This is a genomic window from Vibrio sp. 10N.261.46.A3 (assembly GCF_041472995.1).
Lineage (GTDB): Bacteria > Pseudomonadota > Gammaproteobacteria > Enterobacterales > Vibrionaceae > Vibrio > Vibrio coralliirubri.
In genome coordinates, this window is sequence record NZ_JBFRRH010000027.1 from 14,577 (window position 1) to 37,276 (window position 22,700).

A 22,700-nucleotide genomic window follows, 5' to 3' on the forward strand; every position below is an offset into this window, starting at 1 on the left:
CCTCAATATGAAATACGTGAAACATATCGCTGCCAGTGCAGTGCTCGCTGCCTCCATGTCTGCAACATCGTTTGCAGGAACACTCGTTATCAACTCTGATGCTTCTGATCCTGCGCCAAAAGAGGCGTGGGGTGAGATCATTAACCGCTTTGAAAAAGAAAACCCAGATATTACGGTGAAGTACAACTTGTACGATCACGAGTCATACAAAACAACGATTCGAAATTGGTTGGTCACTTCGCCGCCGGATGTGGTTTTTTGGTATGCGGGCAACCGAATGAAAGCCTTTGTTGACCGTGGCCTGTTTGAGGATGTCAGTGATATTTGGGCTGACAACAACATGAAGCAAGATTTTGCGGCTGCCGCGCCTGCGATGACAGTACAAGGTAAGCAGTTTGGTGTGCCGTACACGTATTATCAATGGGGTATCTACTACCGCAAAGACATTTTTGAGCAATATGGAATTGCGGAGCCGAAAACGTGGGAAGATTTGAAATCTGCGTCTGCAACACTTAAAGAAAATGGTGTAGCGCCGTTTGCGATTGGTACCAAGTACCTTTGGACCGCCGCTGGTTGGTTTGATTATATCAACATGCGTACTAACGGCTTGGATTTTCATATTCAGTTAATGGAAGGCAAGGTGCCTTATTCTGATGAGCGAGTGAAGAAAACCTTCGCTAATTGGGCGGAGTTAGTTGAGCCTGGTTACTTCCTAGAGAACCACGCGTCTTATTCATGGCAAGAAGCTCAACCTTTCTTGTACAACGGTAAAGCGGCGATGTACCTGATGGGTAACTTCATCACGCCTAACTTCCCTGCTGAGTTGGAAGGCAAGATGGATTTCTTCCAGTTCCCGGTGATCGACCCAAGTATTCCTATGTCTGAAGATGCCCCAATGGATACGCTGCACATACCTTCAAAAGCGAAAAACAAAGAAGATGCTCGTAAGTTCTTAGAGTTTGTTGCTCGCGCTGAAAACCAGCAGCTGATCAATGAGATGCTGTTACAGATCCCAACCAACAACAAAGCTAAAGCGAAGTCTGACCCGTTTTTAGACAAAGGCGTCGCGATGTTGGCATCCAGTGATGGTACGGCTCAATTCTATGACCGAGACACCGACCCTGCGATGGCCAAAGAAGGCATGAAAGGCTTCCAAGAGTTTATGGTTCACCCTGAACGAATCGATAAAATATTGAAAAAACTCGATAAAGTGAGCAAGCGTACCTTTAAGTAACATTTCAATAGCCGCAGCTGTTCTGGCTGCGGCTTTTTTTTCTTCTCTTAAGGGATTATTGCAAGAGCTGCTTAGTTGGCGTTCGTAATGTTTGAACGCAATAAGGCGCTGAGCATCACTTGCAATGGTTCACGTTAAACGGCTTTTGGTAAGGAACACGTCATGAGAACTTTCTCTCAAATCATCTCTGCCCGTGAGTGGGAAAATCAACACATCACCCATCATAATGTTGTTGAGGCTCATGCCCCTTTAAATAGTTATACCTCGTTGATTGAGGCTATGACGAAGAACTCGTCGAACACTATGTCTCTCAATGGGACTTGGAAGTTTCAGCTGTTCGATTCACCAGAGTTGGTCTGCGAAGAGGTAGTATCGGAACATTTTGATGATTCTTCATGGAAGTCGATTTCAGTGCCAAGCAACTGGCAGATGCAAGGCTTTGATAAACCGATCTATACCAATGTGAAATATCCTTTCGCTGATAACCCTCCCTTCGTCCCTAGCGATAATCCAACAGGGCTCTACCGAACGCATTTTAACTGCACGGAACCGGAGCTATTAGATACCCATAGGCTGACCTTCGACGGCGTGAATTCTGCATTTCATTTGTGGTGCAACGGCAAGTGGGTTGGCTATTCGCAAGACAGTCGATTACCGGCTGAATTTGACGTGTCTGAATACTTGCAAGCGGGCGAGAACACGTTGGTAGTGATGGTGCTGCGTTGGTCTGATGGTTCTTATCTTGAAGACCAAGACATGTGGTGGCTCAGCGGCATATTCCGTGATGTGACTTTATTGAGAAAGCCCAAGTTCGCAATCGAGGATGTTGGTATTGAGACTCAGCTAGATGCTTGCTATCGCGATGCGGTTTTAAATATTTCTACGCAAATAACCAAGCACAGCAATGATGTAGAAAGCTGCTTTAAGCTGAAAGCTGAACTTTATGATACTCAAGGGCAGTTGGCTTGCGAGCCTCAAATCGTGGGTTTTGGTGAGCGTTATGTTGATGAAAAAGGGCCGTGGTCTGAAGTCGCAGAACACCGCATTTCAGTGGTGAACCCGAACAAGTGGAGTGCCGAGTCACCCTATTTATATCGCTGTGTGGTGTCATTGCTCGATGAACATGATGAGCTAATCGATTGTGAGGCTTACGATATCGGCTTTCGAAGTGTTGAAATTACCGATAGTTTGCTAAAAGTTAACGGAAAACCGTTGCTGATTCGTGGCGTCAATCGTCATGAACATCACCCTGAATTGGGTCACACCATGACTCGAGAGGGGATGATTCAAGACATCAAACTGCTCAAACAAAATAACTTCAATGCCGTTAGAACCGCTCATTATCCGAATCATCCATTGTGGTATGAACTATGTGATGAGTATGGTCTGTATCTGGTTGATGAAGCGAATGTGGAAACTCATGGTCAATTTCCGATGTGCCGTTTATCCGATGATGCGTCATGGTTGAATGCGTACATGAGACGAATGACAAGGCTGGTGGATCGCGATAAAAACCACGCCAGCGTGATCATTTGGTCGCTGGGTAATGAATCGGGTATTGGTCGCAATCACCATGCGATGTATCAATGGGTGAAACAAACTGATCCAACACGTCCCGTTCAGTATGAAGGTGGCGGGGCAGATACAGCAGCGACCGATATTTTATGTCCTATGTATGCACGGGTTGATTGGGATTTACCTGTGGTTGAGAGTCAACCTGAGGTGACACCTCGCGTGGGCATACGCAAAGCGATAGCTCTGCCAAACGAGCATCGTCCTCTTATTCTCTGTGAGTACGCCCATGCAATGGGGAACAGTCTTGGCAGTTTTGATAAATACTGGCAGGCGTTTAGAGACAACCCAAGATTACAGGGCGGTTTTATTTGGGATTGGGTCGATCAAGGGATCACCAAAACCGATTCGAGCGGCAAACAATATTGGGGCTATGGTGGTGATTTCGGCGACGAGATTAATGATCGCCAGTTTTGCATTAATGGTTTGGTATTCCCAGACAGGACGGTGCATCCAACGCTACATGAAGTGAAAAAAGCACAGCAGTTTTATCAGTTCAAGCTGGTTTCGGCATCACCACTGGTGATTGAGATTACTAGTGAGTATTTATTTGATTCAGAGTCTGTCGAAACGCTTAATTGGAATATCACTCAAGATGGAATTGTTCAATGTCATGGCAGTATTGAGCTGCTTGTTGAAGCTCAATCCAGTGTGCAGATTGAGCTTGATGGTGTGACTATTCCGAAGACGGCCAACGCGCTTAATTACCTTAATCTCGAAGTGGTATTAAACACCAATACGGCATGGGCGGATAAAGGTCATGTGACGGCGATTGAACAGCTTAGCTTACCGACTCAACCACAATTGATGTTGGATGCTAACCTCTCTCAATTTCCACCGAAAGTGACTGAAACCGACACGCTGCTGACGGTGATTGGTGATGCTTATCAAGTAGAGTTCGACAGAATGTCTGGGACATTAGAAAGCTGGAAAATCAAAGGGGTGGAACAACTTGCTAGTGGCCTTCGAGATAACTTTTATCGAGCGCCATTAGACAACGATATCGGTGTTAGTGAAGCAAACCGCGTGGACCCCAGTTCATGGATCGCACGCTGGCAGGCGATGAGGCTAGATAGGCTCATTCCAGAGTGTATCGAATTTTCATCCATCATTCAGAAAAATGGGGTGTCGGTGACTGTAAGAATTGCCCACACGGTGGAAGATCAGGTTCGTTTATTGTCGACTTGGCGGTATCAGTTATTTGCCGATGGTGAGGTCAAATTAGATGTGGATGTTCAAGCGGCAAAAGGTTTGCCGTCTCTGCCACGAGTCGGATTTGAGTTTGCTTTGAAGCATGTGCCTGATGGGGTGGAATGGTTTGGTCGTGGGCCACACGAAAACTACCCAGATCGAAAGATGTCCGCACATATGGGGCTATATCAGCAAAGTATTGAACAAATGCATACCCCTTATATTTTCCCATCTGATTGCGGCTTGCGTTGTGATGTTCGTGAGGCAAAAGTGGGCGCATTCGAATTGCAAGGAGACTTCCATTTCTCAGTCAGTCGTTTTGGGTTACAGCAGCTACAGAAGGCAAAACATACTTGTGACTTAATTGAACAAGAGCAGCTGTTTGTTTATGTCGATGGCTTCCATATGGGGGTTGGCGGTGATGACTCATGGACGCCAAGTGTCCATGATGAATTCAAATTATTGAAAGAGCATTACCATTATCAGGTGCGCTTCCATTGTGGTGATAAAGGCTAACGTGCAGCGAATTGAGTAAAAGGATCATAGTAGGCCAAATGGTCTAAGTGCTTGTTGTTCGCTTATTTTGCTTCAGGTGTAAAAAAGGCACTCAGCGAGATACTGAGTGCCAAAGTCTGAAATTTATGAGGTTATCTTTTCATTGAATTCCAGAAGATAGGTATAGGTTCGATTTACTCTGCGTCAGTAAAGAAATCGTTGTAAAGAATGTACAGGTGAGCCGCACTCCAAGAGAAGTTTGGTGCGCCTTGTTGTTCACCATTCAATGGGTTGTAGTTCTCACGGATAGGACCGTCTTGAACTAATCCATCAGCATGGTCAAAGAACGCGCCTGCCATTTCAATTGCGTCATCACGGTAGCCGTAGCTGTCCATGCCTTTTAGGCCGAAGTAGAACTGGTCTACCCATACACGTCCACGCCAGTAAATATCTGGGCCAAATGCTGGGCTAGAAAGCGCCGCTGTGCCTAGTGGAACGTAGGTGTTGAACTCTTCAGTGTCTTTCATCACAGAGACAACCGCATCCGCGTGTGCTTGTGTTGCTGCGCCATTGAACAGTGGTGACCAACCTTCAGGGCCTTTGCCACGTTCTACAATCGGTTTGCCTGCACAGCCATTGGCTAGTGGTTTGTCTTCAATGCGAATGTCGTAGAAGAAGTTAGTGCCTTCGTCGAACATACAAGTGTTGATGTAGTTCGATAGGTGCTCTGCTTTTTCACGGAACTCTTTCGCTTCTGCGTCTTTACCAAGAATGTCAGCCATTTCTGCTAGGTACTTGTTATCGCTGTACATGTAGCTTGCTTGGTCGACAGATTCTTGCAGTAGCGAGTAGCCTAGCAGTGTGCCATCTTCAGCGCGGTTTTGAGCGAACTCAACATCCCAATCGCTGCGTTTACCACCGTTTGCAACATACGCGTCTAGCTGGTCTTTATCGATGAAACCGAATGCGGCGGCATCGTCACGACCTGACTCCCAAGATGCGGCTGTTTGCGCTGGGCTTTCGATGTAATCGTAGTTACCTTCTGCAACCACTTTATCCAGTGCTGCTTGGCCTACGACTGTTTCGTTCTTATCGCCACGAACCACGGTGAAGTACATTTCGCCTTCAGGTGTGTTGTGTGCTTTGTCGCGTGCTGCGCCGTATTCAGGAACACCGTTGCCGTTGTTGTCGCGATTACGTAGCCACCAATCATGGTATGCCACTAGCTTTGGATACATCTCTTCTAGCCAAGCTTCATCGCTGGTGGTCTTGTAGACTTCCATTACTGCCCATGCTGCTAGGCTTGGTTTGGTATTACGCTCATTCCAGTTACCGCCGTCACCGCCACGCTCTGGGCTTAGGTTGTAAGCGAGTAAGTCTGGCACGTAGCCTTCATCCCAAGGGCGAACGGCATCGTCGGCTTGGATTTGGTAAGCGAACATCGCGCGGATGTTATCTTTCGCTACATCTGGGTTGAAGTGAGCCATCGCGTAGGCTTGTTTCCATGTGTCCCAAGGCCAAGTTTGGTTGCCCGAGAACCAACGCGCCGTCACTGATGGTGTTACAGAGTCAAACTCCATCGCACCTGCTGCGCCACGCCAGTTACCGTTTAGGGTTTCCATCGCTTTTACTGCAACACGCTCTTGCTCTGGTGTTGCGTTTGGGTTGGTTAAGCCCATCTCTAGGTAACCTTCCCAGCGTTCTGCTGATGCAGTTAAGAAGTCGGTAGGGTTTGCCATGATCTTTTTGATTTCTGGCTGTTCAGCTTTCGCTTCTTCTGCCGTTAGAACATGCGAGTATGTGGTGTAGATGGTGGTCGATGCTTCAATGTTTGCCGTTGAAGTAAACGCTAAACCATCGACTGTGGTTTGTGTTGGAATCGACTTGTGAACTTGGTACTCAGACTCACCAGAAGTCAGTAGATCCCAAGTTGAACGCACCTTACCAAAGGTTACTTTTAGGCCATCGTCGGTTGCAACGATTTGACGGTCATATTCTGGGTACGTCTCGGCAATGGTTTTGTCGGTTTGCGAAACGCCTTCTTTGGCGTGGGTCTTTTCTAGTAGTTCACCATCCCACACTAATTCGACAGGAGAGTCAGTGGTGATTTTAGTTTCTAGTAGAGAGGTACGGTTTGAAGCAAAACGCATCGTCATTTCTACGGTCACATCGTCAGATTTTAGTGTCTGAACCAATGCGCCCGGTAGGCTGTAAGCTTCCATAGTGAAAGCCACTTTTTTGCCATCTTTGAACACGCTTAGACGGTCGAAGTTATCAGCCATGAAGTTGATGTATTCTTCGGTAAGCAGTGCTGTACCCGGGAACCCGCCCATGCCTTCTGCACTGTCTGGCAGTAGGTGACCGTGCCATGCGCCTAGGTCGAAGAATGGGTTAAAGCGTTGGTGGTCATCGAAGTCGTAGTCACGCATGTATTCTGGTGAGCCAGTACGGTCGATAACGTTCTTAAATTCGCTGGCTTGCAGTTGTTCTGTGTCAGAAGCTGAGCCAGAGATGGAGTTTGATGCACAACCAGTAACGACAAGGGCTGCACCGATAGCGAGAGCTGCGAATGATTTATTCAGTTTCATGATCAATTCCTGTTATTACCAGTAGAAGTATTGCATTGCGAACACCTGCGCGTCGCCGATTTCAGTGTCGCTACCTACGCCAAAGCGGCTATCGAATGCAGTCGCAAATGTGCCGTTGCCGTATTCGTACCAAACGCCCGCGTTGATGTAAGAGGTGATTTCTTTGTCGCCGTTGTCACCATCAAAGTTTGCGTAGTTGTAGGCTGCTGAAAGGTAAACGCCCTGAGCCGCTTCGTACCAAGCACTGGTTTGAATACCGGATTCGCTGCCAAATGATTCTTGGTTGCCTTTATCTGTGTCGTGCCAAATACGAGTTGCAAAGTTTTTGTATTCAGCACCCAATAGCAATAGTTCACCGCCATCGTTGTTACGCACTTCACCACCACCCATTAGGGTTAAGTCGTCGGTCAGATCGTATTGGAGGTAACCGTTGACCATGGCGTTCTTATCTTTCCATTGGTCTGCAAAGTTGTCGTATTTACCGAAGTGAACCAGAGCATCGTCTTCAGAGAAGTCAGACTCTGGCGCGAAAGAAACGCTGTAGCGAAGCTTGCCTTCTAGGTTTTGGATCTTCACACCAAGGTGTACGTCTCGTGTGTTTGAGATCGCGTAACCGTATTCAACCGTAGGGTCCCCCCACCATTGAACGTCATCCAATGAAGAGTCCATACGACCAATCATGAATTCTGTTTTATTGTCTGTGCGGTAGCCAGCGTAAAAGCGGTTAAAACCACCTTCAAAGCCGCCCCAGCCGTGGCCAGTTGCCCAAGCGTTGCCTTCGTCGTCGGCTTGCACTGTCCAGCCTTCCATGTAAGCAAGCCCGAACCAATTACCGTGCTCGATAGCCAAGCCTGCTTCGATGTAAGTACCGTCTGCATAACGGCCTTTGTCATCACCTTCTAGTGCCACGTGACCACCAAGACCAAGCTCACCATAAAAGTTAAATAGGGTTTCAGTTTCTGTTTTAGGAGGCTGAGTATCACTGTGGTTTGCTGCGGACTCTTCCGCGTGGGCAGTGGTACTTAGGGCAGCAAGAATACAGCTTGTAATAAGAGTGGTTTTAGTAAAACTACTTTTCATTTTAATCACTTCTGTGTCGGGTTATAAATGAAGGTTCGTAAGCAGTTCTGACTTCTAATATGGGGTGCTCTTCAAGGCGTATTGGTCAGGTTACTTACGATCGCAAAACCGATATTAATGATAATTTTGATGTTTAAAATTAATTCAGTTTAAAAGTGTGATCTATTTTTAGTAAATATTTACTTTGTTTTTATTTTGACTTTAAGTTGAATGTGTAGAGGCATGGCTAGGGAGGTAGCTATTCAATCGATGAATCATTTTGTAGGCGGTTCGATTGTTGACTCGAATGCCTTCTTTCTTGAAGGCTTTGGTGAAATTTAGGTGTTGAGTGGGAATGTACCGACAAATAAAAAGGCACTCACCAAACGGGAGTGCCTTAAGTTTTCGATCAGAGTGTAGGGTAAAACTAAGCGTTCGCCGGTTCAGGCTTTGCTTCTAGTTTTTTCTCTTCTGGAGATAAGCTTTTCTCGTATTGACCGTACTTCCACCATGCGTAGCCAAGGAAGATCACTATCCCGCCCACGTTGTAGAAGATGATGGTCATGATGTCTGCGCCTGTTGGGAAGGTAGAGGCGAAGAAACCAACGGTGAAGATAGCGATAAGAATCGACACAGCAGTAATACCGACCGTACGAGAACCCATGCGGAAATCACGAGGAAGGTGGTCCAGTTTCACGCGTAGGTGAAGGTAAGCAATCATGATGAACAGTGGCGGTAGCATAGAAGCTGCTGCAGTCATGTTGATGATGGTGCTCATCAAGTCTTGAACGGTGTCAGACGCCAACGTTGGGATGAACATCAGTGGAATTACGATGAAGAACTGAACCCATGCCGCGCGCTCTGGAACGCCTTGTTTGTTAAGTGCGACAGTTTTCTCGCCGAAGATGCCTTTAGGGATTTCAGAGAAGAAAATCTTAACGGGTGTTGCTGTCCACATCAGCAGAGAGCCCAACATTGCCGTGAATGAAACCACACCAACGAAACGGTTCATCAAGATTTCAGACAGGCCAAAGTGTCTTGCTAGCCCTTCAAATACCTGAACTGATCCGCCTGTGAATTTAAGTTCTTCACGCGAAACAAACACGTTCGCTAACACAGACCCTACCGAGTAAAGTGCGCCGATGAAGATACCCGCGATAATGATTACCTTAACGAAAGACTTGTGACCGCCTTTGATGTCGTTAACGTAAACCGCGACCGATTCTGCACCGCCTGCCGCCATGAATATCCAAGTGATTACGCCAAGGAATGCCCAGTTGAAGCTTGGTGTCATGGCTTCAATGGTGATTGGGTCAGCTGGCTCGATACCGCCTACCAAAGCACCGCCAGATAACAAGATGTAAGACATCGTTAGCAGCAGCATCAGTGATGATGTTAGTGAGGTGATAGGGCCCAGTAATTTCGCGCCGTTATTCGAGATATGAGTCGCGACCGCAAACAAAATGGTACTCAGAATTGCGGTGGTCATTGGCGTGAATATGTACTCGAAACCTAAGAACGCATACGACGCATAAGCGATGATTCTAGGCAGCAGAGAGGTGAAGAAGAACAGGTTAACAAACCAGTAGGTGTAAGCTGAAATAAACGCCCAGCGACCGCCTAGAGAGCTTTTAACCCAAGAGTAAACACCCGCTTCAGAGTCTTTATTCAGTGACACAAACTCTGCAACGATCAAACAAAATGGCACAAAGTAAAAGATGGTTGCTAGAAAGAACATCGGAGCCGAGGAAAGGCCGATCTCGATGTTGTTATTAATGATGTTGTTGAAGCTGTATACCGCCGCGAAGGTCATAGACAGTAGGGCAAATTTGCCTATCGTACTGCGTTTATTTTCGGACATGATGTTCTCCGGTGAATCACGTTGATGATCGTTATAACTTGGTCCTAGAGAGGGAAGCTCTAGGCCGCACTTTTATTGTTATGTTGGTTTGGCAAACACCCGCTTTGTTTTGTCAGGGTTGGCTCATTGTTGTTTTTATAGATTTACGATCGGACTTCTTTGGGCTTTTTCTCTCCGGTGTTTCAGTAAAGTTATTACCAAAACAAAGAGTTAAAGATTAAGAAGTTCATTGAAGAGATTGCTGGTTTCATGAGCGACGATTTATAAGGCTTGTAGGGGCTTTTTATCGCTTTTTTATATGAATCAGTTTGTCTCTTCAGCAAGAAGATTAAAGATTAAGCGGCGGGAAGTTAATCGAAATTGATCAAATATGTGACCTTGAGTAAATAAATTTAGTTAATGTTTTACCTTGGTTTTTATTCGAGTTTTATTACCTATTAATTGGTGTTTTTCGTGAACTGAAACCTTGACGGAACACCGTTTTTATTTTTGAGTTCTATTTTAATTGTCTGATTTAAAACAAAAAAAGCGCCGTGATAGGCGCTTTTAAAGTTGGGGGTAATGCAGAGTGCTACGATTGCTTAGCTGTTTCTAGCTTTGCGTCTTTACCTGCCTGCTTTTTTTCAAAGCGAGAGATCCACCACCAAGCAAGACCAGAGAATACCGCAGTCATGAATACGTTGATAAAGAAGGCTTGAACAAGATCAACACCTGTTGGGAATGCAGATGCCGTCATACTCACAACGAAGATGCCGATAAGTACAGATACAACAGCCATACCTTGAACTCGAGTACCCATGCGGAAATCACGCGGTGTGTCGTCATGCTTCAAGCGGAATACAAAGTACGCCACCATGATGAAGATAGGCGGAAGCATTGCTGTACCAGCGGTTAGGTTGATTGCTGTGTTCATCATGTCTTGTACTGATTCCGAGCCGAAGCCGTTAACTACAAGCATCACGAATACAAACGCGAACTGCCACCAAGCTGCACGTACTGGCACACCGTGTTCGTTAAGCTCTGTTGTCTTCTCGCCGTAAACACCTTTAGGAATTTCAGAGAAGTGAATTTTTACTGGAGCTGCTGTCCACATCATCATCGAACCGAACATAGCAACGAATAGGATAATACCTACGAAGCGACCCGTTAGAGATTGTGAAATGTCGAAGTAGTTCGCCATACCTGTGAAGATTTCAACCATGCCGCCAGCGTAGGTCAGTTCATCACGAGCAACGAATACGTTAACAAGTAGAGAGCCAACTGCGTACATTGCGCCGATTGCGATACCTGCACCAATGATAACCTTGATGAAAGACTTGTGACCGCCCTTAACATCGTTTAGGTAAGCGGCTGCGGTTTCAGCACCACCGGCTGCTTGGAAGATCCAACACATGATACCTAGCGTTGCCCAGTTGATGGTCGGTGTCATTGCTTCAAGCGTGATTGGTTCTACTGGTTCATGGTTGCCGCCCAGTGCCATTAGTGCACCGATAACGTAGATTGCAAACAGAGCGAATACACCGTATGCCACGATCTCGGCAATCTTACCTAGCCAGCTCGCGCCTTTAGTTGAGATGTGAGTTGCTGCCGCAAATAGAGCAATCGAGATAGCCGATGTGACGACTGGCGAGAAGGCGTATTCATAACCCAACATCGCGTAAGACGCATAGGCGATTACGTTTGGTAGCAGTGATACAAACCAGAAAAGGTTTACGAACCAGTATAGGAACGAACCTAGGTAGGCTGCTTTTGATCCCAGCGGTTTTTTAAGCCAGTCATACATGCCTGACTCAGAATTTTTATTTGCAGATACGAATTCAGCAATGATGAACACGAATGGAATGAAGTAAATAAGGGTAGCGAGCAAAAAGATAGGGGCTGAACTCAATCCCAATTCGATGTTGTTGTTTACAATATTGCGAACGTTAAATACCGCTGCAAATGTCATGGAAAGTAGGGCAAATTTGCCTAACTTACCGCGTACAGATTCAGACATAGTGTCCTCCAAGGGTCACGTAATTATAGTCGTTATATCTTTAAGCTTCCTTATAGGGAGGAAGTATAAAGGCGTTTGCAGTGTGGCTGAGCCTTGAACGGCAAGCCTCAGTCACACTGTGAATAGATCTTGTTGTTGCTACTTTCGGCTGTTTGGCTTCGGTAGCTTGTTTTCGGTTACTTATTAAGGAAGTAGCCGTCTTCGATAGTCACTTTCAGCACCACTTTGCGAACTCGGTTATCACCGTGAAAGCGGTAAGCTTTGCTGTTATCAAAGATCGCCACTTGGCCTTCAACTAACTCACGAGTCTCGCCGTTACCCATGAGGTGTTCACGGTCGGTTTCATCGCTGTAAGCTTGGCTCTGTTCAAGCTGAGACTTATCTGCAAACTCAACCGTTTCACGACCTTCCAAGTAGTAGTGCACATCAAAGTAACGGCGGTTACCGGTGAAGTTTTCTGTGTTACGAGCCACGCCGTCTTCAATCATGTAAGCCAGTGAGTCACCAATGGAATACATCACGCCATCTTTGATTTTGCCGATGTTTTCAATCGCTTCTACACAGCGTTGCCATTTACGACCGTCGCGGTAAACGACTTTAAATTGCTCTAGGTTGTCTAAAACGATCATCGCTTATGCCTCGTTCTGTTGTGGTTGAGTTGTTGGCGTATTCGCCGTGAAGAACTCGTCACCAAAGTTGTGATTGATTAGGTGTTGTGCGTCGCAATCGCCTGCTTGGAATGGAATCAGAGTTAGGCCGTAACGGAACTCGTCCATGTACACGCGGTAAGAATCCAACACTTCGCTGCCCCAAGAGTTTGAGCCTAGGCCCATCACTTGGTGGTCTAGGTTTAGGGTGATGTAGCCACTCTTCTCTAGTTCAATCGTGTGCTGTGCTTGATGTAGGTTTTGGTTGGTGTAGAACCATGCGCTGAAGTTGATTTCTTGCTGTGGTTTTACTGCAATACCATTACCCGCACGGCTTGAAAGCGCAGCCCAACGAACGTGTTGGCGGTTGCCGTTGTTTTGTGGGAACGGGTAGTTCTCGAACATGTCAGCCACGGTTGATTGGTAAACATCAATCATGTTGGCTTGCTTGCTGTCTTGGTAGTTCTCTTCAGGACCGCGGCCGTAGTATTGAACTTGGTCGAAGTCGCCGTTGATGCCCATATCGAAACCAATGACTGGAATCACGTGAGGGTAATCACCGTAACGCTCGCCGCTCAGTTCAACGTTTAGCTGACCTTCTGCACTGATCTGGTAGCGGTATTCACAACGCATACCGAAATCAAATACCGGTGGAGCAATGATGCTGGTGGTTGTGATCTCTACCTTGCCGTTTACCTGCTCGACATTGACGCACTCAAGGTCAATGCTACGGAAGTGTTCCTGCATGATCTGTAGGTGTGCAGGTTCCCAGTAACCATCGTGCTCTTGCTTATGGTTATCGATCATTGGCTTGAAGAAGTTCAGCTTAGGCTCAGACTTAATCAGTTCCTCGCCATTCACTAACCACGACGTCAGTTTGCCGTTCACTTTCGAGAAGTTCAGAGCAAAGTTGTGACCTTTGATTAGGTAGGCTAAGCGAGATTCTTCAACATTCAGTGCTGTCGCATTGTTGTTGGTGAAGGCTTCAAGTTGTGCTGTATTCTCTTTCACTTGGAACTGGTAAACCGCGATGTCGTGGTTCGCTTCGCTGTATGAAGTGCGAGAATCCTTACGAACCGTAAAGTTTACAAACACTTCACGCTCATCAAGCTGTGGCAAGTTTAGAGTCAGTTCACGGCTAGAGTTTTCAGCCAGCTCTTCAACCTTGATGTGCTGTACGGCAATGGTTTCACCTTCAGCACGGATTTCCGCAGTGATGGTGTAGTCATCGATGTTTGAGAACCAAAGCTTGTTGTCTACTGTGAAGGTACCCGTTTGTGCATTGAAATCGCGAAGCTTCACTGGGGCAATCACTTGCTTGTACTCTTTCAAGCCAGGGCCTGGCGTTTGGTCTGGATAGATCAAACCGTCCATGCAGAAGTTGTAGTTGTTCGGGTAGTCACCGTAGTCACCGCCGTATTTGTAGAATTCTGTGCCTGCTTCATCACGCGCCAGAATACCGTGATCACACCATTCCCAAACATAGTGACCTTGAATTGCGTCATGCTTGTAGAACACGTTTTGGTATTCGGTTAAACCGCCCGGGCCGTTACCCATTGCGTGTGCGTATTCGCAGATGATGCGTGGTTTTTCATGTGGGAATTCACCGAAGGCATTCATCAGTTGAGCGCGTGAGTACATGGTTGAAATGATGTCGACCACTTCAGCATCACGGTCTTCTTCGTAGTGAACCAGACGCGTGTCATCAATTGCTTTTGCAGCATCGTACATAGAGCGAATGTTGCAGCCGTAACCAGACTCGTTACCTAGAGACCACATGATGATAGAAGGGTGGTTCTTTTGAGCGTGGATATGACGTTCGATACGCTCAACAAACACCGCTTCCCATGCAGCATCGTTAGTGATGCGGCTAAGGTCGCCAACGTTAGCAAAGCCGTGTGTTTCAACATCGGTTTCACCCATCACGAATAGGCCGTAGATATCACACAATTCGTAGAAGCGTGGGTCGTTCGGGTAGTGCGCCGTGCGTACTGAGTTGATGTTGTGTTGCTTCATCAACACTAAGTCTTTCTCTACGCGATCCATGCCAACCGCACGACCTTTCAGGTGGTCGTTGTCGTGACGGTTCACGCCGTGCAGCATCACGTATTTGTTGTTGATGTAGAACAGACCATCGCGAACTTTAATGTCGCGGAAACCAACGCGCTGTGGAATCACTTCCAACACCTTGCCGTCACCATCTTTCAGCGTAAGCAGCAGTTGGTACAGGTAAGGGTTCTCAGCGTTCCATTGAACAGGGTTAACCACATCAATAGAGAATTGAGTATTCGCATTGCCATCGACACTTAAGTTATCTACTGAGCCTTGCGAGATAACTTGGCTGCCATCAAGCAATGCGTACTCAAGGGTTGCGTTTGCCGCTGCTGCTAGGTTTTCTAGTTCCACTTTGCACGACAGGGTCGCGCTTTGGTAAGCGTCGTCGAAGTCAGTGCGAACGGTAACGTCTTGAACGTGCAGTTGTTCTTTACCAACTAGGTAAACGTCACGGAAGATACCGCCCGTCCACCACATGTCTTGGTCTTCAATGTAGGTGGAATCGGCCCACTGCATCACACGAATAGAAAGTAGGTTGTTGCCTGCTTTTACTTGGTTAGAGATATCGAACTCAGCGGTTAGGCGGCTGCCTTTGCTGAAGCCCACGTACTCGCCGTTTACGTAAACTTCGAAGTAAGTTTCAACGCCATCAAATTTGATGATGGTTTGTTTCTCGTCCCAGCTTTCGCCAAGGAAGAAAGAGCGTTGGTATGCGCCGGTTGGGTTGTCTGATGGTACGAAAGGCACATCAATTGGGAATGGGAAACCTTCATCTGTGTATTGGAGATCGCCGTGGCCTTCCATTTGCCACATGTTTGGAACCGTGATGTTGCCCCAGTCGCTCATTTCCTGAGAATAGAACTCTTCAGGAACCAATAGCGGATTGGTGAAATAGCTGAAATTCCATTGGCCACTCAATAGTTGGAAGTGGCTGCTCAGTTCACGCTGAAACGTTTTTGCATTTTTTTCTGATGCGTACGAGAAGAAGTATGCACGCGGTGCCATACGGTTCTCATGTAAGTTCAGGAAGTTTTCCCAGTTGTTCACGTTGCCTCTCTCTCGGCCTGAATGCAGTTTGCTGACCGACGTTCTTATGCGTAATTGGGTCGTAGTGAATACGAGTATTTTTGGACTGAGGTAATTATTAGTAAAAGTTTTACTAAATGAAATTGGTGAAAACGTTTTACTTTAACTTCATCACGTTTTTTATGGTCTTTTTACGGTGCTGTGTGATCCACTTAAAAGAATGCTATTGGCTGATTTATGCAGTAGGTTAAAGAGGGAGATATGTGTCGATTGATGTATGTGACGGGCACAAAAAAGGCCACCTTCAACAAAGGCAGCCTTTATTTATCTACTTGATATATTAATTATTTTGTTGTATCGCGCAGCTTAAGTTTGCTTGGTACATAGACGCGTAATGGGATGGTTCGGCCGTCGCGTACTTTTTCAATCAGCAGGTTAACGCCTTGAATTCCCATCAGTTCAGAGTGAATACGAACAGTCGATAAAGATGGGAAGGTAAATTTAGCTGTTGGGATGTCGTTTACACTGATCAGCGCAATATCTTCAGGAATGTTTAATCCGTGCTCATGAACTGCTCGTAAAACGCCAATTGCGATGGAATCTGACGCAATAAACATGGCTTTAGGGTAGTCACCTGTCGCGAGCATCTGTTTTGCAAGCTTGTAACCTGAAGAGCTAGAGAAGTCACCACGGTAGATGTCTTGCTCGCTGACAACGTTCTTGAGGCCGCCATATTCAGCAAAGGCGACTTCACGAATATCAGGGGTGTTGACGTCGTCTTGGCCACCAATAAAGCCGATGCGCTCATAGCCTTGGTTGATAAAGAAGTTGGTGATCTCTTTGCTGATCAAAGCCAGGTCGATATCGACAGAGTCATAAGGTTCTGAGTGATCGGTAAAATCGACATAACAAATATTATCGCTCAGCTTTTTAGCTTGCTCGATAACCTCTGGTGTCATTCTACCCACCAACAAAACACCTGTTATCGGCGCTGAGTTTATCTGTATTTTACTTTCATAACAGTTGGTTAGCTTCACTTCCATCTTTTCGCATTGGGTTTCAATCCCATGGCGAATCGATAGGTAGTAAGGGTCGTTAACCTCAGCTTCTTGCTTGTAGTTATACAGTGCTAGGAAGTGATGGTTTTGTTTTTTACTGCTAACGGTTTTTCGTGAGCTGCTGGTTTTGTATTCCAACTTCTCTGCAATTTCAAAGATACGCCTTTTGGTCTCTTCCTTGACGCTTAATGTTGGATCTTCATTGAGAACCCTTGAAACTGTAGCCAATGATACATTCGCTTCAGTCGCGATATCTTTTAACGTTGCCATACTCACTTCCTGTTATTGGAACATTGCGCTGCTTTGAAATTGGTATTTAGTAAAAAAGCAATGCACCTCTTTATTCTACAGACCTATTGTAATCAAACTGGACGTCATTGCATTAACTTTTAGTAAAATAAATGCTCAACTCATCTGTGATGTCTCAAATCTAACTATCTATAATTATCTTATTAAAATTCAATGAATTAGAGGTTAACAGCTATACATTGCCTCTATGTCATGATCAGTACTAATGATGAAAGTTAGTGTAAACGTTTACACTTCGTGGTTTTGATCACAGAATTATAGTCAAAATGGCTGCTACTATTTCTGACATACGGTGCTACTGAGCTGAATGTCAGTTCGAGTTAGCCCACGAATGACGACAAAGAGAGGTTGATTGTGAAAGTACTGGTTACAGGCGGCATGGGTTACATCGGAAGTCATACATGCATTCAAATGATACAGGCAGGTATGGAGCCGATCATTGTTGATAACCTTTGCAACAGCAAAGAGCTAGTGCTGGAACGAATCGAATCGTTAACTGGCAAGCGCCCAACGTTTTATCTTGGCGACATTCGTGACCAATCTTTTCTAGATAGCGTGTTTTCAGAAAACGATATCCAAGCGGTGATTCACTTTGCTGGCCTGAAAGCGGTAGGGGAGTCGGTGGCTAAGCCTTTGGAGTACTACGATAACAACGTCAATGGTTCACTAGTGTTAGCTCGAAGCATGAAGAAAGCGGGCGTGAAAAGCATCGTATTTAGTTCTTCGGCTACCGTTTACGGTGACCCGGAAGTAGTGCCTATTACTGAAACTTCGCCAACTGGCGCGACAACTAACCCTTATGGTCGCAGCAAATATATGGTGGAAGAGTGCTTGAGCGATCTGTTCAACGCGGAGAACGATTGGAGCGTCACTTTACTGCGTTACTTCAATCCAGTTGGCGCACATCCATCGGGCACTATGGGTGAAGACCCACAAGGTATCCCAAATAATTTAATGCCGTTTATTGCTCAAGTAGCCGTCGGTCGCCGTGAAAAACTGGCTGTTTTTGGAAACGATTACCCAACAGTCGATGGCACAGGCGTTCGTGACTATATTCATGTAATGGATTTAGCGGACGGTCATGTCGCAGCACTAAAAGTGGTTGGCGAGAAAGCGGGTTTGCACATTTACAATCTAGGTACGGGCAAAGGCTCAAGTGTACTCGAGATGGTTGAAGCCTTCGCACAAGCATCGGGTAAACCGGTTCCTTATGAACTTTGCCCACGCCGCGCAGGTGATATTGCCGAATGTTGGGCAAGCACTGAAAAAGCAGAGCGCGAGCTTGGCTGGAAGGCGACGCGTAGCGTGATGGAGATGACGGGGGACACGTGGAATTGGCAGTCGAATAATCCGAACGGCTATTCCCCTTCGTAATTGAAGCCGCAGCGTTGTTAGCTGCGCTTACCAATTCCAATCACATAGAAGATCTATGCTCATGGATATTGGAAATCTTGCTGCCTAGCTGCAACTCCAATTTCTTTGGGGAAGGCAAAGACAAGATATGAGAAAAGAGAGATTCCAGATATCTCGTGCCTCGATTCTGGAATGACGGATGAGCACAAGGTTATGAAGCGGCGGCCTTTGCACAAATAGCACAACGAGATTACACGTCATTCCCTACAGCGAGGCACGAGCGTGATAGGGAATCTCCTTGTAGAAGAATTATTCATCTTGGTGAATTGACCAAGACACAAAATTTGAGAGCAATCTAAACATGTCAAAAGTTGAATTTAACCCAGTAGACCACCCGCATCGTCGTTATAACCCATTAACGGGCCAGTGGATCTTAGTCTCACCGCACCGGGCAAAACGTCCTTGGAGTGGCCAAGATGAAAAACCATCGACCGCGCAGCTTCCTGCGTATGAGAAAGAGTGTTTCTTGTGCCCAACCAATACGCGTATCTCGGGCGACGAAAACCCAGATTACGACGGCACTTACGTATTCAGTAATGATTTCGCGGCCTTGATGCCTGATTCACCTGATGCTCCAGAGTCTGAAAACCCTCTATTCAAGACTCAAGGTGTTCGCGGGTTGAGCCGCGTGATCTGTTTTTCTCCGGACCACAGCAAAACGCTGCCAGAATTACCAGTAAACAAGATTCGCGGTGTTATCGACACATGGAATGAACAGATTGAAGAGCTAGGTAAAGATTACCTATGGGTTCAAGCGTTTGAAAACAAAGGCGAGACCATGGGCTGTTCTCAGCCACACCCACACGGTCAGATCTGGGCAAACAGCTTTTTGCCCAACGAGATTGAACGCAAAGAAAAACTGCTAAAAGAGTACTTTGAACAGCAAGGCTCAAACCTATTAGTGGATTACGTTGAAGCTGAAATGAAAGACGGCTCTCGCACTGTGGTTGAAACTGAACATTGGATTGCTGTGGTTCCTTACTGGGCAGCGTGGCCATTTGAAACCATGTTGCTGCCAAAAACACACATCCGCCGTATGAGTGAACTGACTGACGAGCAGCGTGATGATTTAGCGCTTGCGATCAAGAAGCTGACGAGCCGTTACGACAACTTATTCCAATGCTCATTCCCTTACTCAATGGGCTGGCACTATGCGCCGTTCTTCGAAGAAGGTACTGACATCGACCATTGGCAGCTACATGCGTTGTTCTACCCGCCACTGTTGCGCAGTGCTTCGGTTCGTAAATTCATGGTCGGCTACGAAATGTTGGCTGAGTCTCAGCGTGATTTAACCGCAGAACAAGCGGCGCAGCGTCTGCGTGATTTGAGTGACGTTCACTACAAAGAGCAGGAATAGCCTACTTCGTTGATAGTAAAACTAATCGATAACTCGGTTACTAAATAAAAAAGCGAGATTCCTGATATCTCGTCCCTCGATTCTGGAATGACGGCCGGTGAAAGGCCTAGAAGCTTAAGAGCTTAGGACTTTGGAGCTTAGACGCCGATGTTGTCATTCCCTACCGTGAGAGGCGAACGAGATAGGGAATCTAAAAGAATTAAAGTGGTGCCGTGAAGGGGCCATAACCAATTGAACAAAGAGTTTAACCAGAGAGTTTACTTATGTCTGACCTAATCCAAAATGTGAAAGCATCTTTTGAGCAAGTCCTTGGTTACCAAGCGACTCATATTATCCAAGCACCAGGTCGTGTGAACCTGATCGGCGAGCACACTGACTACAACGATGGTTTTGTTCTACCGTGTGCTATTAACTATCAAACGGTAGTCGCAGCGGCTAAACGTGACGACAACATTGTACGTGTCGTATCGGTAGACTACGGTAATGCCGTCGATGAGTTCGATTTAACTCAAGAGATCACCTTCCAACAAGACAAGATGTGGGCGAACTACATTCGTGGTGTGGTGAAGTGCTTAAAAGGTCGCGGCTTTGAATTTACAGGTGCAGACATCTCTGTCACGGGCAACGTGCCTCAAGGTGCAGGTTTAAGTTCTTCTGCGGCACTGGAAGTGGTGATTGGTCAAACATTCAAGGTGCTTTACAACCTAGAGATCAGCCAAGCCGAAGTGGCGCTAAATGGTCAGCAAGCCGAAAACGAATTTGTGGGCTGTAACTGCGGCATCATGGACCAAATGATCTCTGCAGAAGGTCGCGCAAATCACGCGATGCTTTTGGATTGTCGTAGTCTAGAAACTCAAGCGGTTTCAATGCCAGAAGATATGGCTGTGGTTATCATCAACTCAAACAAGAAACGCGGCTTGGTCGACAGCGAATACAACACACGTCGTGAACAGTGTGAAGAAGCGGCGCGCATCTTTGGTGTTCCGGCACTTCGTGATGTGACCATTGAGCAGTTTAAAGCGAAAGAGTCTGAGTTAGATGAAATGGTCGCGAAACGCGCTCGTCACGTGATTACTGAAAATGACCGTACCGTTGAAGCAGCTCAAGCTCTACGCACTCACGACATGAAACGCATGGGTGAGTTGATGGCTGAATCGCATGCATCAATGCGTGATGATTTTGAAATCACGGTGAAAGAGATTGATACGCTGGTTGATATGGTCAAAGAAGTGATCGGCGAACAAGGTGGCGTGCGTATGACTGGCGGTGGTTTCGGTGGTTGTATTGTGGCATTGGTTCCACCTGCATTGGTTGATGAAATCAAAATAACCGTTGAACAGAAATATCAAGCGGCGACGGGTCTAAAAGAATCTATTTATGTGTGCCAAGCGAAAGACGGAGCAGGCTTAGTTGAAGTAATCTAACGGCTTCGAGACTTAATATAGAGCTTACCAAGTAAAAAGATCATGGTAGGCCAAATGCTAAAGCCTTTACTTCAGGTAGAGGCTTTTTACTGGCACTAGAAGGAATTTAGAATGACACAAGAGCAAAACCTGCATCAATCCATGACGCAGACTCCAGCCTATGATGGCCAACCCGCTCAGTTAGTGACGCTATCAAATACGCATGGCATGCAAGTGACATTCATGGATATTGGTGCAACATGGTTGAGCTGTATCCTGCCAGTAAAGGGAAATAAAAGAGAAGTTTTGTTGGGTGTTAACTCAATGGAGAACTTCGATAAACAAGCCAGCTATATGGGCACAACCGTTGGCCGTTATGCTAACCGCATTGCTAATGGTCGCTTCAAAATTGATGGTCAGAATTACAAGCTGGAAACCAACCAAGCGGGCAATACCTTACATGGTGGTCCGAACGGATTTGATAAGCGCCGTTGGAATATTGCCGAGCAAACCGAAACGTCAGTGGTGTTCAGTCTAGAGTCTGCTGATGGCGACCAAGGATTCCCAGGGAATTTGAATGTGTCGGTGCGTTATGACATCACCGAAGACAATCGAGTGTCCATTAATTACTCTGCAACCACAGACAAGCCGACTGTGGTTAACCTAACGAATCATGCTTACTTCAATCTACTTGGCGCAGAAGCTGGACACGATTGTTTGTCACACATTGTCAGCATCAACGCCAATCAATTCTTGCCGACCAACTCGGTGGGAATTCCGTTAGGTAACCTTAAATCGGTGAAATCGACCAGTTTTGACTTCAATCAGCCTATGATGATCTCAGAGCGTTTGTTGGGTGATGAACAGCAGAAAGCAGCAAAGGGTTACGACCACTCTTTCTTATTGGCTGATGGCTGCAAACGCACTCAATGTGCCGCGACCGTAACCTCACCAGATGCGCTCGTCACACTAAAAGTATTTTCAACCAAACCTGCAATGCAGCTATACACCGGAAACTGGCTTGGTGGCACACCAAACCGAAGTGGTGGCAGCTATGAAGACTACGCTGGTTTGGCGCTAGAAACCCAGTTCTTACCTGACTCTCCTAACCACCCAGAGTGGAAGCAGGACAGTTGTATTCTCAAGCCTGAACAAGAATATAACTACAGTACCTGTTACCAGTTTGAATTTTCGGGGGATTCTTCAAACTAGTACGCTCTAGCTCAAAGCGGTTACGCCAATATCTTTTGCTTGTGAATAGGACGATGTGAATTATCGCGTTGTTCTTGGGGGATGAGCAAAAGTGGCGCTCAATAAGAGTGCGGTTTATTAAGCGCGATTGTTGAGTATCTGAGTAAGGTAGGAAAGCCCTAACAGAAGCGATTCTGTTAGGGCTTTTTTTGTTTATTGCTTGGTGACCAGACCAGACCAGACCA

General features: G+C 46.3%; 13 protein-coding genes. 6 read left to right on the top strand and 7 right to left on the bottom strand.

Features of this window, described 5'->3' with window-relative positions:
* The first annotated feature begins 7 nt into the window (after positions 1-7).
* On the top strand, positions 8-1,234 hold the full coding sequence (locus AB4484_RS07485; RefSeq protein ID WP_193841558.1) for an ABC transporter substrate-binding protein: 1,227 nt from the start codon (positions 8-10) through the stop codon (positions 1,232-1,234).
* A gap of 162 nt (positions 1,235-1,396) precedes the next feature.
* Positions 1,397-4,513, top strand: a complete 3,117-nt coding sequence (locus AB4484_RS07490) for a beta-galactosidase (protein ID WP_372077341.1) — start codon at positions 1,397-1,399, stop codon at positions 4,511-4,513.
* Between the two features lie 173 nt (positions 4,514-4,686).
* Here AB4484_RS07490 and ygjK read toward each other — a convergent pair whose 3' ends face one another.
* The 7 genes from ygjK to ebgR all read right to left on the bottom strand — a co-directional run bounded on the left by ygjK (position 4,687) and on the right by ebgR (position 17,052).
* Positions 4,687-7,080, bottom strand: a complete 2,394-nt coding sequence (gene ygjK, locus AB4484_RS07495) for an alpha-glucosidase (RefSeq protein WP_372077343.1) — start codon at positions 7,078-7,080, stop codon at positions 4,687-4,689.
* A 15-nt stretch (positions 7,081-7,095) separates the two neighbouring features.
* Positions 7,096-8,160: a protein YgjJ gene (gene ygjJ, locus AB4484_RS07500; RefSeq protein WP_050619976.1), complete on the bottom strand. Its 1,065-nt coding sequence runs from the start codon at positions 8,158-8,160 to the stop codon at positions 7,096-7,098.
* Positions 8,161-8,566: 406 nt separating this feature from the next.
* Entirely contained in the window at positions 8,567-10,000 is a 1,434-nt protein-coding gene (locus tag AB4484_RS07505) for an amino acid permease (protein ID WP_048615552.1), read from the bottom strand.
* Between the two features lie 571 nt (positions 10,001-10,571).
* Positions 10,572-11,996, bottom strand: a complete 1,425-nt coding sequence (locus AB4484_RS07510; RefSeq protein ID WP_048605567.1) for an amino acid permease — start codon at positions 11,994-11,996, stop codon at positions 10,572-10,574.
* Between the two features lie 176 nt (positions 11,997-12,172).
* A complete protein-coding gene (locus AB4484_RS07515) occupies positions 12,173-12,625 on the bottom strand; it encodes a beta-galactosidase subunit beta (RefSeq protein WP_372077346.1) in 453 nt (150 codons plus the stop codon).
* 3 nt (positions 12,626-12,628) lie between these two features.
* Entirely contained in the window at positions 12,629-15,745 is a 3,117-nt protein-coding gene (gene ebgA, locus AB4484_RS07520) for a beta-galactosidase subunit alpha (RefSeq protein WP_372077348.1), read from the bottom strand.
* Between the two features lie 323 nt (positions 15,746-16,068).
* Positions 16,069-17,052 (bottom strand): transcriptional regulator EbgR, encoded by a 984-nt coding sequence (ebgR, locus tag AB4484_RS07525; RefSeq protein ID WP_017069515.1) that lies wholly within the window; start codon positions 17,050-17,052, stop codon positions 16,069-16,071.
* Between the two features lie 393 nt (positions 17,053-17,445).
* On the opposite strand from ebgR, the gene galE reads away from it, so the two are divergent.
* The 4 genes from galE (at position 17,446) to galM (ending at position 22,476) form a co-directional block, all read left to right on the top strand.
* Complete coding sequence (gene galE / locus AB4484_RS07530; protein WP_050652441.1) at positions 17,446-18,465, top strand: UDP-glucose 4-epimerase GalE; 1,020 nt, start codon at positions 17,446-17,448, stop codon at positions 18,463-18,465.
* A 340-nt stretch (positions 18,466-18,805) separates the two neighbouring features.
* Positions 18,806-19,861, top strand: a complete 1,056-nt coding sequence (locus AB4484_RS07535; protein ID WP_016784956.1) for a UDP-glucose--hexose-1-phosphate uridylyltransferase — start codon at positions 18,806-18,808, stop codon at positions 19,859-19,861.
* 263 nt (positions 19,862-20,124) lie between these two features.
* Positions 20,125-21,285 (top strand): galactokinase, encoded by a 1,161-nt coding sequence (gene galK, locus AB4484_RS07540; RefSeq protein ID WP_372077351.1) that lies wholly within the window; start codon positions 20,125-20,127, stop codon positions 21,283-21,285.
* Between the two features lie 111 nt (positions 21,286-21,396).
* Positions 21,397-22,476: a galactose-1-epimerase gene (gene galM, locus AB4484_RS07545; protein WP_248366597.1), complete on the top strand. Its 1,080-nt coding sequence runs from the start codon at positions 21,397-21,399 to the stop codon at positions 22,474-22,476.
* Positions 22,477-22,700: the final 224 nt, after the last annotated feature.

Excerpts from the sequence above, each read along its gene's own strand:
- AB4484_RS07485 (WP_193841558.1), top strand. The coding sequence starts at position 8 with ATGAAATACGTGAAACATATCGCTGCCAGTGCAGTGCTCGCTGCCTCC.
- AB4484_RS07490 (WP_372077341.1), top strand. The coding sequence starts at position 1,397 with ATGAGAACTTTCTCTCAAATCATCTCTGCCCGTGAGTGGGAAAATCAA.
- ygjK (WP_372077343.1), bottom strand. The coding sequence starts at position 7,080 with ATGAAACTGAATAAATCATTCGCAGCTCTCGCTATCGGTGCAGCCCTT.
- ygjJ (WP_050619976.1), bottom strand. The coding sequence starts at position 8,160 with ATGAAAAGTAGTTTTACTAAAACCACTCTTATTACAAGCTGTATTCTT.
- AB4484_RS07505 (WP_048615552.1), bottom strand. The coding sequence starts at position 10,000 with ATGTCCGAAAATAAACGCAGTACGATAGGCAAATTTGCCCTACTGTCT.
- AB4484_RS07510 (WP_048605567.1), bottom strand. The coding sequence starts at position 11,996 with ATGTCTGAATCTGTACGCGGTAAGTTAGGCAAATTTGCCCTACTTTCC.
- AB4484_RS07515 (WP_372077346.1), bottom strand. The coding sequence starts at position 12,625 with ATGATCGTTTTAGACAACCTAGAGCAATTTAAAGTCGTTTACCGCGAC.
- ebgR (WP_017069515.1), bottom strand. The coding sequence starts at position 17,052 with ATGGCAACGTTAAAAGATATCGCGACTGAAGCGAATGTATCATTGGCT.
- AB4484_RS07535 (WP_016784956.1), top strand. The coding sequence starts at position 18,806 with ATGTCAAAAGTTGAATTTAACCCAGTAGACCACCCGCATCGTCGTTAT.
- galK (WP_372077351.1), top strand. The coding sequence starts at position 20,125 with ATGTCTGACCTAATCCAAAATGTGAAAGCATCTTTTGAGCAAGTCCTT.
- galM (WP_248366597.1), top strand. The coding sequence starts at position 21,397 with ATGACACAAGAGCAAAACCTGCATCAATCCATGACGCAGACTCCAGCC.